We start from the raw sequence: 12,885 nt of genomic DNA on the forward strand, positions 1-12,885 counted from the left end.
TGACGCCGCCGATCCGCAAGTTGCGCTTCATGACATGCGCATGCCCGTGGGTGAGCGCTTCGCTAATATGGGTGAATTATGAGCGAGGAACAGCAAGCACCAGCGGACCAGTCCGCGCAAACCCAACATTTTGAACCGTTGACGGCCGCTTATGAACGGTTGCGCCATTCCACGGACGCGCAGGAGCTGAGCGGTTTCGCACGTCGTCCGTTGCCGGATCGTGCCGATCAGGCGGCGTTTTCCCGTGCGACGGCACTGTTGGAGGCCGTGTCCGGCAATGAGCACACGCCTGTTGAAGACCGTGTGTTCCTGGCACAGACGATGCCGTTCCCGAATGTGCTCGTCAAACTCTCGCAGGACGCCAATGACGATGTTCGTGAGGCCGTGGCCGCCAACGAGAACGACAAGAACTGGCTTGTCGGCCGCCTTACGAAGGATCCTGTGGCGCGTGTGCGCGACGCGGCGCTGAAGAATCCCCGGACTTCTTGGAAAATGCGTTTGGAAGGCGCCCAGGATCCGCAGATGGATCCGCAGACTCTTGACTTTTTGGCGAATATGGGTGTGAGCATGGAGGAGAAGGCTCCCGCCATTTTGACGACCATGGTGCGCAGGGCCGTGGCGCTTAACGAAAACACTGCCGCGCAGACGTTGCAGCGCTTGGCACAGGATCCTGTGGAAGAGGTGGCGAAAGCCGCGCGTAGCAATCCACATTGTGAGCCGGCTGGCGAATAATTTTTGCGGACATTGCGGTTCATTGTGGCGCGCATGTGCGCAAAATTATGCTAGGGGCATGTCTTCATGCGAATTTCTGAGCTCTCAAGCACCGCCAAGGGCTTACACTAGGCAATATGACTGAAGAGCAAACAGAATCCCCACAGCGTCTGGCGCGCCCGCTCATTCGGCTAGCGAAGATGCTGTCTATCGGAACCAGCTACATGGGCATGTCTCATGACTACCACGAGATTGACGACGATGTCCTCGTGGACATTTTGGCGGCTCTTGGCGTCGACGCATCCACCCCGCAGGCTATTGAAGAGGCAATAGCGTCGATTCTGCGGCAAAAGCATGCTCGTCTCGTGTCGCCCACAGTGTTCCATACGGTTGGTGAAGCCAGCGAAGTGGATGTGCATATCGGCATCATGGATGTGCCCACCGCATCGATCACGCTGGAAAATGGAACGCCATATACAGGCATGCTGCATATCGAGCCCGTGGTGGGTGCCAAAGCCCATTCGGTGGATGGCGGCTTCGTGGCCACGCAGCGACTGGAAATTCCCGCCGATCTTCCGGCCGGTTATCACACCTTGCATGTGAGCACGGCGGACCGTACCGAGGACGCCACGCTTATCTGCGCCCCGGCGAAGATTCCGCTGCTCGATTCCATGACGGACCATTCATTGTGGGGCTGGATGGCGCAGCTGTATTCGATCCGTTCCTCGCAATCGTGGGGTGTGGGAGACTTCGAGGACCTGCGCGAGATGCTTACGCAAGCCAAGATGAAGTCGAATGCGGATTTCGTGCTGATCAATCCCGTGCATGCGGGCGAGCCCGTGTCCCCGCTGACGCCGTCGCCGTATTTGCCCGTGTCGCGCAGGTTCGTGAACTTTACGTACATTTGCCCGGAAAATATTCCTGAATATTACGCGCTTTCCGACGATCTCAAGGCGCAGGTGCGCGAATTGCACGAGTCCGTCGCTCCACACAATATTGACGCGCACCGTATTGACCGCGATTCCATGTGGCATGCGAAGATGCGCGCGCTGTGGATCATTTTCCAGACGGGCATGGGCGAGGACCGCCGCGAGCAGTTCGACCGTTACAAGCAGGATTGCGGCAACGAGCTTGAAGCGTATGCGACGTGGTGCCTGTGCTACGACAAGTGGGGCGCTCCGAAGAACAATCCGGACAATTGGGAAGTCAAGTACAACCGCGATTCGCCCGAAGTCATCAAGATTCGCGAACAGTTCCCCGAAACGCTGGAATTCTACCGTTGGCTCGAGTGGATCGCCACCGAGCAGCTGCAGGCCGCACAGAACGCCGCACGCCAGGTGGGCATGAAGATCGGCATTATGGCGGACATGGCTGTCGGCGTGCATCCGCAGGGATCCGACGTGTGGTGGAATCCTGAACGCTTCGCCAAAGGCGCCACGGTCGGCGCTCCGCCGGACATGTTCAACCAGCAGGGCCAGGATTGGAGCCAGCCTCCGCTCAACCCGATCGAGCTTGAACGTACGGGATACAAGACGTATCGCGACATGGTGCACACCATGTTCACGAATGCCGGCGCCGTGCGCATCGACCATATTCTCGGCCTGTTCCGTTTGTGGTGGATTCCGGAAGGCAAGGAACCTGTCGACGGCGCCTACGTGTATTACGACCACAAGGTAATGCTCGGCATTCTCGCGCTTGAGGCCACGCGCGCCGGCGGCGTGGTGGTCGGCGAGGATCTGGGCGTCGTGCCGTCGAATGTGGCGCAGGCGCTTACCGACCACGGCATTTTGGGCTGCGCCGTGGAATGGTTCGAGCAGATGGACGGCGTGTTCATTCCGCCCAAGCATTGGCGTCCGTATGCGCTGGCTTCCGTCAATACGCATGATTTGCCGCCGGCTGCCGGATACCTGGAGTACGAGCATGTCAAGATCCGTGAACGCCTGGGACTGCTGGGGGAGAGCGCCATCGCGTTCGAAAGCAGCGCCCATTCGGAGCATCAGGCTATGCTGCAAATGCTGTGCGACGAAGGTTTCCTTGACCCGCAGGTTCTTGGCAATGAAGAAGGCCGACTCGAAGATATTATTGATGCTTTGCACAAGGCGTTGAAGGCTTCTCCATGCAAGCTCAAGGCCGTGGCATTTGTGGATGCGGTGGGCGAGCATCGTGCCGAAAACCAGCCAGGTACGAATAATGAGTACCCGAACTGGCGTATTCCTTTGGCCGATGAGAACGGTAATGTCGTTCTGCTCGAGGATCTGTTCTCGAACGACCGCCTGCAGCGCTTGGTACAGATTATGAATGCATAACAGTTCCGCTTTGCTCTTCTAGTTACGCCCTCCTTGCTCCTTATATATAGGAATGTTCCTTATATAAGGAATGAGGAGGGTTTTGTTATGGGAATTGTGGCCTGCTTGTCTGTTTGCGTAACGGTTTCCAACCGGCCTGTCATTTTTGTTACGGAAATTGGGGTATTTGCGTAACGTTTCTTAACCGGTCTATCATTTTTGTTACGGAAATTGGCTTATTTGCGTAACGATTCTCAACCAATCTGTCATTTTTATTACGGAAATCAGGCAAATTGCGTAACGTTTCTCAACCAATCTGTCATTCCTGTTACGAAAATAGAGGTAATTAACGTAACGAAATAGATTCGCGAGCTAATACGTTACGTATTCTTAGGAATCTTCCTCATTAAGATATGAATACATTACATTCTTGAGTAGTGGGTGTGGGAAATGGTTGATCCTAGGATTAGCAGAATTATTGTTACGATTCTGATCGTTGTGGTGGCGATTGTATTGTTGCGATTCTTGTTTAGAGTGGCAGTGTATTTGCTTATGATTGCTGGAATCGTATGGGTTGTGACGAAGATATTTTCTCATTAGCCTTATTAAATATGGGTAAATCTTATAAAGGTTCTTTTCTCCATAGTTGGCCATTGAGTGTTAGATGTCACTTTGACGAGATATCGTCCGTACAAGCAATAGGATCTACTAAAATCTTCAATTTCAATGTGGATATGGAATAACACTGCTGTTCATTCTCTGTACTTATTTGTTTCATATTTTCGAGGAAGAGTCAGAGGAAAATTTTCATACAAGAACTTATTTTGAAGGATTACCGCTATATGCAACAAGAGAATTTAAATAATTTCTTTCCAGAAGTATCTATACATGGATGGGCATCACTGAATGGGATATCTCCAGAGTTTCCCGCACTACTACAGAAGACCGAGTATGGTTGCCAATTAAAGGTACTATTTCACGGAGAGGCTTCTTATAATGCTTGGAAACGATCTGAGCATGATGTTAAGGATGATGCAACTCTATCTAGGAATATACAATTCCGTAGTCTGAATAAATCTTATGTATTGCTAGAGTGCGACTATGATTATCAGCACGGAGCATTTCATGGCAATGAAACCATGGGTGAGATGAATTTGTACGCTTCTTATGCTGTACAGAATACGGATTCCTTATCGTTTGAATCAGTATCATGTATGCGTACTTCCTTTAGTGGGCTTGCAGAGTGGAGCAATGCGCTTCTGCTCCAGCAGGAAAGGCGCCATCAGCCTCTTACCGATATTTCTCTGAAGGAGCGCGATACAGCAGAAAAGATTCTAGACTCAGAACGGAAAATATTGCTATCGAAGGTGAGAGATATATCCCAACAATGGGCCAGTGATTCGCTACATATCCAGATACGAGAGAAGGCCTATATCGAAACATGGGAAAGGGATCAACATGCTTGGCGCGAGCTTTTATCAGTTCATAGAGCAATAAAAAAACTGGTATCAATCTCAGGATGGTTCGCTAGCACATTTAATATGATGGAGGTTGCTAGAGATGTTGAGCGGACCTCTATTGAGAGCGGTACATCGTCGATTCATTGGCATCCAGCGTGGTCTGTAGTAGATACGGTTAAGCCAAAGATGAGAAATATACCGAGTGGGTTTTTATTCTCGATGGAAGACTTAGATGAAGATTGGCTGCATATATGGCTAGAGCTTTGTCATGATAAAGACTGTGCAAGAATGATTGGATTCCTCGATAGGCTCTCACGAGAGCTATTCCGAATAACGGCACAAGAACAAAACTGGCTCGTAGGAAATTCCCTTGAATCGCTTGGCTGGTATTTGGTTAACACTGCAAAGAAAGCTGAGTATGGCAATCTAAAGAAGAACGGCCAAGTTACATTTGTGGAAGGTGTCAAGGTAATCCTTGCTGAAGTACAGAAGGCTGGGGAAATTGACTTTCTACAGCCAAGGGACTTTCCGAAATACTTCAATAATGCTTATAAAGGTAATAAGCATCCTGATCGAGAGGGCGTTGATCCAGTTAGTTTTATTCATGCTACTTATCAGGCAATTCTGTTAATGAGAGTATGGCTAGGCCTACAGTTAGGTGCTAATTTAGATTCGATGAAACAGCGTATTCCTCAAGATAATTTAGGCAGCATAGTTAAGATGGCAGAGGAAGGACGTATTCATAAAAGAGACTTTTAGAATACTTGTTTTATAAGGAGCGTAGATCTTTCTAAAGGGATCCATTCTTAACAGATACTAGTGCTTAAGTTCTCAAAGAAAGAAGGTATGTCACCTGCAGATTGCAGATGGCATACCAAGTTTTACTTCTATTTACGTTTATTTGAGTGATGATTTTGTTTCTTCGTAGAAGTCCGTTTTGGTCTTATTACCAGTAAATAGGCAATGGCGGTAGAGAGATGGCCGGCCTATAAGGAAAGGAATCATCATTGTTATTTTTATATCTTTCCTATGTAATGTCATCTGCTTTCGTAGTGAATGAAATGTTTTCTTTTGCCTATGCTTATCACTTCTATAACACAGAAGGATAATAGTGGGTAAGAAAATAATTCTCGGAACTATTGCAAGACTAAGCACATTCTTCATGGTCGGCTCCTAGTCCAGTACGTCACCGGGAAAATAATCTCTACCAAATGACTAATTAGATATGGGGGCGATGCCTAGATGGCGCCCCCTATTGCCCTTTACATCGAAAAGGCAAAATGATGGAGTCAAGTCATTACCTCAACTCAGCGCGGCATATTTATATGGCTCATTTCTAGAAGCTACATCTTCTTCTTCCATCTGGTTGGCATGCTCCGATTATTCCCAAACTGGCCATATAATCTATCAAAGGAAGAAATGCATATTAAAATGCGACGACCCACCAGTGGCCTCTTCCGATTCATCAAATTAATTGAATCCCCTTATAGCGATGGCCCAACCTACCGAGGGTGGATTTACGTGGCATCTTACCCTTATTCCACGGTCACCATATGAAGTAGAAAAGTAGCTTATGCATACAGCTGTGTACATAGTTATTGCTTAGTAAAAATGCTAGGGTAGGTAGCTCTATTTGTAAAGAATCTCGATATATTGCACAGAGACCAACTAGCAATAAACATATAATTGAGTACGATGCTTAGTAATTGATTTGGTCGAGTCCAAAGTATTAAAGATATGTGAGTCTTTATAGGATAGCTACCAGATGCTTGGTGCATACCTCTTAGAAGAGTAATTCCATCTGCATCATTTAAGTCTTAATTAGTGAACTGCCATATTCCTGGCCTTTATGGCATTTAATTTTTGTTAATGCGATGAAAGCACATAACTATATAAGCTCTAACTATCATTACTCATTAGTGCCATACAGAAGTATTTTTGGATAGCTGTATCAGGAGAATGAGTTTATGAGAATTGTTAATAGTATTGGCTTATTTTAGGCATTGATTGTAACTGTCATATGAGCGGGTAAGTAGTTGGTAACATAAAGATAGTAACCCTTATACCCTCCAAGATAAGGTTATAGGGATACTAACCGCTATGAGGGGGAGTTTTTATTTTCCATGATGAGAAGTAGTTAGAATATATGTAAGAGATTTAATTATTTACTTTGTAGACTTCAACAAATATCTTGAATATTTTAAAGATCCATGGGATCGCTGTAGATACTTGTTAAAGACTTAGTGGTATGGAAATATTCATGCTTATATAGCGATTTATGGAGGTCCTTTGGCTACAGCAAATCGAACTGTATCTTTCTATTGGATTAAGCGACTGTTTTCCAATGGTGAAGAAGAACTCGCAACAGATATTGATTGGGATTCTCGACTCCATGAATTATCTCGAAAGACATGGGAAGAAAAAGACCATGGCAGTATACATTATGATGCGATTCTTGATAAGGACTATCCAATTTTAACGGTCCTAGATGCATTTGATCCTGCGTTTATTCAAATTAAAAATTCTAAGACAAAGAAAATCGAAGATTACACAATAAATTCTGATGAACAAGAACTAGCGAATTCCTCGGTTGTTGCATTCTTCCCTGAACACTCGCTAGTAGCATATATCAGTAGTTCAGCCAAACGTCGTACTATTAAGCCGATAGAGGCTTGTCTCAATTATTTTTGGAGTGGAGGAGATGCCTTCGCTTGGATATTACGAGCAGTAACTACGACTGATAGTATTGATCGCTTTTTTTAATGAGATGCAGTCAGTCAACCATTTTGAAGCAAGTTTTTCTACGGCGAATAGATCGCTTTTCGATGGAGTATCTGCAAGTACTATAGATGATTTTGTTCAGAAACTTACTAAAGAGTTGTCCGGTGATATAAATATTGAATTACATTTAACGGCTAAAAATGGCGATTCAAATATTCCACAGCGACTCAAAAGAGTTGTTGAAAGTTTTATACCGAACATTCAAGATTCCTCAGAGAAGCTAAAAATTCGTGGTGAGGATCTAAATACAGCACTTCTAGAACTTAATCTGGTAGAGCATGATGTAGTAGAGAGGGCTGAGATAAATGTTCCGCCTGATCAGAGTCTGCAATTTTCTGAATTGATTAATTGTCTAGTAGATACTTGTAATAATAAGAGAGAAGATCTATATTCTCTCTCGGTACGATATGAACACAACTATGCCTAAAATCACTATTAGGAATGGGTTGGTGGAAAATCCCGGAATTGATTTATTTATTTCTGGTCTGATAGCTATCGGTCTAATATCTTTTATACCATTAGATCGACTACATTACTTAATAACGATAGATTTCCTTATAGGTTTATCTACTTTGTCGGGCCTAGTCATGGCAGCAGCGACTTTTATATGTTCAATGCTTTATCAGTCCGATCATCCTCTTTGTAAAGAAGCTCGAAAACGATATGGAACCACATTATCGAAGAATTGGATAGGAATAATCTCGTACTTAATTATATATGCGCTTGTTCCATTACTGGCACCAGTTTCCCCTACACGAAGAGTATGTCTTTTTCTTTCTATATTTGCGTGTGTAGGCATAATAGGGGAATTTATTAGAATTAGATATTGGTTGAAGGCAGTATTGCTCTTCTATAACAAAGGGTAGGGATCTCATTTAATACGTATTTATATTAAGAACGGTTAGATATATTGTCCCTTTGCCTCATAAATATGCAATAGAGGAGACATCAGCATTCTGTTCTCTATAGAAAATACTGAGATATATAGATGCGGGCTTTGAACCCACTTGCCTTCTTTACCTAATTATCTATTAAGAGTTTCATAAATAGATATATAGAAATTTCTTAATTCTGTAAGGTATAAGAATCTTTTGTTATAGATAAGTTTTAATCTTATCTAAGAATTTTCGAACGTTAGCAGAATAATTTGGATAGGCCAGCTGTAGTTCTTCATTAGAATGAGCAAATGCCAGTACCGTATTCAATTGTGATTCTGGAGAGATTCCTGCAGTGGATTTAGGACTAATTATCTGGTTCTCCATTTGCTTGTACTCATCAAGTGCTACTCCGACATCTTTCATAGTATAGGAACGAATTTCAAGAGTTTGCTGATCGCGGTTAAACTCTAATAAATGGAGTTCTTTCTGGCTATCTGATTCGAAGATGTCCCATACTCCTTCAGATGCGGCTTCTAAGTCATCAATAAGACGGTTTAAACAATTTATATTACGTAGTGCAAAAATAAGATCGTCATATGTAGCGTATTCTGCTAAGCATCGCGGGGTTCCTTCTTCTAATGCAAAGAGATCAGAAATAATAAGAAAGAATCGGAGACGTTCTTGGTCTTTTCCTGCAGCATTTATAAGAGTTTCTGGGCTTTTATATTCAGTTCCATATATTTCTCCAACTGCTTCTATTGCAGTAGACCATAGATGCTCTAATTGCGTCCTTAACTGGATTTCGACCCTATAAGATTTACCAGTACTATCCGGCATGCGGGCAAGTAGATGAAGAGATCGATATCCACTTTGAGGTGGTTTATGTATATAATCCTTTATACTTTTGCCGTTCTTAAAAGTTAGCCTTTCCTTTAGCTTATGTGCGATATTAAAGACATCTTCTACTTTTGGCACTATGAGACGGCATCCACCTATATCATCTAGCTCTCCTAGACGGAGATTTGTATGAGGACGGCATATCTTTTTCTCTATGGAAACCAATCGTTTAAGACGATACGAAGCAACAGCGCCGTGTATACTCTGAGAACAATCTATGAGCTGCTTAAAGCAACATTCAGTGGAATATGTATGCTGGGCTCTCCATTGACTTACTTGCTCTCGTATTTCGGAATAGGCCACATCCCCTTGATTTACCTCTTTAAGAAGCTTTCCGATTTTATTTGCCTGTGTTCGACTAAGCGGGTGAGATAAATCATATGTCTGGGTCATGAGACAATAATATACTCATTTTACTGGAAGGTGGTGAGGTATATGGCTAGGATTATTGATGTCGCTGCATATATTCTTAAGCAACGTTCTACTATGACTACAATGAAGCTGCAGAAGCTTACTTATTATTCGCAAGCTCTTTACCTAAGTCTGTACGAAACCCCTCTGTTCGATGAGAATTTTGAAGCTTGGAAGAATGGGCCTGTGGCTCCGGAACTTTTTAATAGACATCGTGGTATGTTTCTAATTCATGATGGGGAACTTGCAGGTGAACCGGATATTACTCGTCTAAATGGAGTTGAGAAGACAACTATTGAAAGGATTTGTAAATATCTAGGTGATTTGACAGGAAACGAGCTGAGTGAGCGCATACATATGGAGAATCCGTGGAAAGATGCGCGTAAAGGACTCAGCCCCTATGATTCTTGTAATATAGTCATTCCTAAACAAGATATCTGTGAATACTACAAGGTAAATAAGATTATTGTTTAGTTTTTTAGTATTTTGGGTCTCTATTCGATGGAGGCCCAAAATACTAGGAAATATAGTTATTGAAAGTGCCTTGTGTAGGCAGAAAAATATGGGTTGCCATTAAAAAAGATTCATGGAATATTACTTTTAAAGGTGATGATATCTTACCTCATAAGATATTTATATATTCTTGACTCTTATTAATAGGATACTTGCATTATTATGATTCTCCTTCACAAGCTTCACCTTGGCCATGATTCATCTACTTGCGTTGCAATCTTCAATTCCGCTAAGTAGTTCTTAAGTTTGTAACTCATAGGCGTATAAGTTGCTGCTGTCATACCTCCGGAAACTGCAGCGCCGATTAATGGAATCGCCTTAGAGACACTACGAGCAAAAATTTGTTTCGTCATTTGCTTGCCAAGCATTCCGGCCACCTTCTTAACAATCGGATAGACCACGCCTTTGGTTAATGCTTGCTGCGGCAGTTTCTTTGCCGCATTTTTGGCAAGCATCTCTGCAACTTTAGCAAGGCCGTTTTCTGCTCCAACAGTACTGAACATTACACCGAGGAAAAGTATGATTTCATTCTTTGTGGCATCGTCAATTTTATCTTCATTGAATTCGATTCTGTCCTCATTGAGTTCAAAGAAATCCGGCCAACCATAAAGATAGGCTAGTTTCTGAACAATACGAAGGACATGAGCAAAATACTGTAAGACGTCTCCTGGGACTGTGCCAATCATGGCTAACCCTCCGGGAATGCCTGCTGCGGCTGAGAGTGATATGGTCTTTAGAGCTTCGTAATTAATTGCGCCTTTTGCAATGGGATCTAACTCATCAACATGAATTCCAGCTTTAGCTGGTGTCGACTCTATAGCACGTTCAATAGTTTCTTCATCAAAATGGTTACGAAATGCCCCTCGGAGGAAGCTAGCGCGATTAATTTTCACTCCAGGAACTTGACATGCTTTCAGAATAGTTTCAGAAATGTCGATTTTCTTTATGAGAGATGCAGAAGTTTGCTTTTCTGGATTCTCTGAGAAATTGACATCAACCATATACGGCTCTTTCAACGGTGAATAGGCTATGTGATTTATTAAGAATACAGGATTGCAATGGGAAAATTAATTATCTAAACAGTATCAACAAAATTTGATTTATATACTCGTGCTTTACTAGTTAATGCAGTCAAGTACTACTTTGAATCAGTCAATAATGGCAATATTTTGCATATTAAAGATATTTATGTATGTACTTGCGTTCTAATCAGTGACAAGAGACATAGGGATATATACTAGTAACGAGCATGATCTAGAGTGTTCATTTCCAATTAGTCAAAATAAACACAATGGATAATTCATACGGTCACTTATGGAACTAATATTTTACGTTGGTCTGTTTTCCATTACCTATTCAATGAGGTGTGGAGGCAACGGCAAAAGATAATGCCATTTGCGAAGGTTTTGGCTCAGACAGACAACGACTCCAAGTAATCAGAAAATATTTTCCGAGACCCACAAAGAAGTAATTAGCAAGCCTCGGAAATACTCAGAATTTAGTGGGCCTTGTGCGACCCCTGTGGCTGACGACATAGCTGACTGATTTTACACCATACTTTTTCAAATGATGTATGTAGATTCTTATCTATCGTTAAACCAAAAAGAAGACGACGAATAAGATCAAATACAATACAGCCAATAAAGACCACTAGGATACATGCGATGGCATAGAACCAAGCGCAGCTTTCATTATAAAACTTATGTAAATCAAGGAAATGCCAAAGCTAAGTTCTAGTCGCAGGATACTCAGTGACTAAATAAGCGCTTAATGCGGACCCAGCTATTGCATTCACTATACGGCTATGATGCTCCCTTTTAGGATTCGTGCAGACAAGAATTAATCCGAATTCAACTAGTAGAGATGGCAATGTGAATGTACGTGTATAGCTATGGTAAACATTCATAAAAAGCACATGTCCTGTAACATCTGTCAGAATACAGGCGATTATCATAACGGCAAATATCCATATAACACCGATAGCAAATAGCGTCCACCCGGTCTTTCGGGTCCAAGAATTTATATACCAACGGTAATAGGAAATTAAGATATAAAGGAAGATAAGTTCGACGGCATTAAGACCTAACCGACCCCATAAGCCTAAAAATGGCGCCACTCCATAACATAAGCCCCACATAATTAATATTGTTATGCAAAGCTTCCTATGCATATCTCGTCCTAATAGTTTTAACGCCTTTGTTAAAAATGGCATAAAAATAAGAGTAATTACATATGCTGTGATGTACCACCACAAGCCTGACATTGTAGGAAGAATTGACTTGAATATAGTCGCTGGACTAAGATCGCTTCGCAAAAAAATAAAAGATATAATGCAAAGAAATAGACTATAAAAGAGCACTTCTCGTTCTAATGTCCATATTCGAGAAAAGCTTTTCTTTAGCGAGGAAGTATTATCCATACTAAGGAACCATGCAGTAATGATGAAGAAAATACCAACGCCTATATTACCGAAAGATCCTGGGAATAAGAATGCAATTTTTTTTAATCGATATTTCTTGAGTGTATAAAAAATCGCGATTATTTACAACGATATGCTGAATCAAAATCATTAGCATGGAGAGTATTCTCAATATTTCAATTGTAGATTCTCTCTTACTGGTAAAAATCTTCTCTATCATAATAAATTCCGTATGGTTAATCTCTTTAGTTATATTAGGCATACACCACCTGAGTAGTGTATTCAATAGAGGCAGTATCTTGTAATCATATGCTCCTTGAAAGATTTATATAGATTAAGCTCTGTATTAGAGTGTGGTTATCTAGTATCAATGTACATTCAGTATGATTACTAGTTGCATTGTTTATTATTATTCACTGAATTAGTTAAGTAGCAGGATAGCGAAATCCAAAAAAAATACTATTGATAATAAATTGTAATATACTAGCGTCTGACAATTTTTGCTTAGAGTAATTGTTTTATGGATTTTA

9 protein-coding genes are annotated in these 12,885 nt (G+C 42.5%); 6 read left to right on the forward strand and 3 right to left on the reverse strand.

All coding sequences use genetic code 11. The annotated features are described in order from the left end of the window. The first annotated feature begins 78 nt into the window (after positions 1–78). The 5 genes from BMAGN_RS04915 to BMAGN_RS08290 all read left to right on the forward strand — a co-directional run bounded on the left by BMAGN_RS04915 (position 79) and on the right by BMAGN_RS08290 (position 7,664). Positions 79–732 (forward strand): hypothetical protein, encoded by a 654-nt coding sequence (locus BMAGN_RS04915; RefSeq protein WP_022860419.1) that lies wholly within the window; start codon positions 79–81, stop codon positions 730–732. Between the two features lie 116 nt (positions 733–848). After that, positions 849–3,017, forward strand: a complete 2,169-nt coding sequence (malQ, locus tag BMAGN_RS04920) for a 4-alpha-glucanotransferase (RefSeq protein WP_022860418.1) — start codon at positions 849–851, stop codon at positions 3,015–3,017. Positions 3,018–3,838: 821 nt separating this feature from the next. Next, on the forward strand, positions 3,839–5,215 hold the full coding sequence (locus BMAGN_RS04925; protein WP_152593296.1) for an ApeA N-terminal domain 1-containing protein: 1,377 nt from the start codon (positions 3,839–3,841) through the stop codon (positions 5,213–5,215). Between the two features lie 1,530 nt (positions 5,216–6,745). Next, positions 6,746–7,219, forward strand: a complete 474-nt coding sequence (locus tag BMAGN_RS08285) for a hypothetical protein (protein ID WP_156095729.1) — start codon at positions 6,746–6,748, stop codon at positions 7,217–7,219. A gap of 4 nt (positions 7,220–7,223) precedes the next feature. Beyond that, positions 7,224–7,664, forward strand: coding sequence for a hypothetical protein (locus tag BMAGN_RS08290; RefSeq protein ID WP_162176173.1), 441 nt, complete (start codon positions 7,224–7,226; stop codon positions 7,662–7,664). A 667-nt stretch (positions 7,665–8,331) separates the two neighbouring features. Here the strand turns inward: BMAGN_RS08290 and BMAGN_RS08090 are convergent. Further along, complete coding sequence (locus BMAGN_RS08090; protein ID WP_081640943.1) at positions 8,332–9,405, reverse strand: nucleotidyltransferase family protein; 1,074 nt, start codon at positions 9,403–9,405, stop codon at positions 8,332–8,334. A gap of 42 nt (positions 9,406–9,447) precedes the next feature. On the opposite strand from BMAGN_RS08090, the gene BMAGN_RS04940 reads away from it, so the two are divergent. Next, positions 9,448–9,897 (forward strand): Panacea domain-containing protein, encoded by a 450-nt coding sequence (locus BMAGN_RS04940; protein WP_034250358.1) that lies wholly within the window; start codon positions 9,448–9,450, stop codon positions 9,895–9,897. 221 nt (positions 9,898–10,118) lie between these two features. Here BMAGN_RS04940 and BMAGN_RS04945 read toward each other — a convergent pair whose 3' ends face one another. Both BMAGN_RS04945 and BMAGN_RS08750 read right to left on the reverse strand, forming a co-directional pair. Further along, entirely contained in the window at positions 10,119–10,937 is an 819-nt protein-coding gene (locus tag BMAGN_RS04945; protein WP_022860061.1) for a hypothetical protein, read from the reverse strand. Between the two features lie 725 nt (positions 10,938–11,662). Further along, positions 11,663–12,478, reverse strand: coding sequence for an acyltransferase family protein (locus BMAGN_RS08750; RefSeq protein WP_420796435.1), 816 nt, complete (start codon positions 12,476–12,478; stop codon positions 11,663–11,665). Between the last annotated feature and the right edge of the window lie 407 nt (positions 12,479–12,885).

Source organism: Bifidobacterium magnum (assembly GCF_000741255.1).
GTDB lineage: Bacteria > Actinomycetota > Actinomycetes > Actinomycetales > Bifidobacteriaceae > Bifidobacterium > Bifidobacterium magnum.

Coding starts and splice junctions, on each gene's coding strand:
- BMAGN_RS04915 (WP_022860419.1), top strand. CDS start 79: ATGAGCGAGGAACAGCAAGCACCAGCGGACCAGTCCGCGCAAACCCAA.
- BMAGN_RS04925 (WP_152593296.1), top strand. CDS start 3,839: ATGCAACAAGAGAATTTAAATAATTTCTTTCCAGAAGTATCTATACAT.
- BMAGN_RS08290 (WP_162176173.1), top strand. CDS start 7,224: ATGCAGTCAGTCAACCATTTTGAAGCAAGTTTTTCTACGGCGAATAGA.
- malQ (WP_022860418.1), top strand. CDS start 849: ATGACTGAAGAGCAAACAGAATCCCCACAGCGTCTGGCGCGCCCGCTC.
- BMAGN_RS04940 (WP_034250358.1), top strand. CDS start 9,448: ATGGCTAGGATTATTGATGTCGCTGCATATATTCTTAAGCAACGTTCT.
- BMAGN_RS08090 (WP_081640943.1), bottom strand. CDS start 9,405: ATGACCCAGACATATGATTTATCTCACCCGCTTAGTCGAACACAGGCA.
- BMAGN_RS04945 (WP_022860061.1), bottom strand. CDS start 10,937: ATGGTTGATGTCAATTTCTCAGAGAATCCAGAAAAGCAAACTTCTGCA.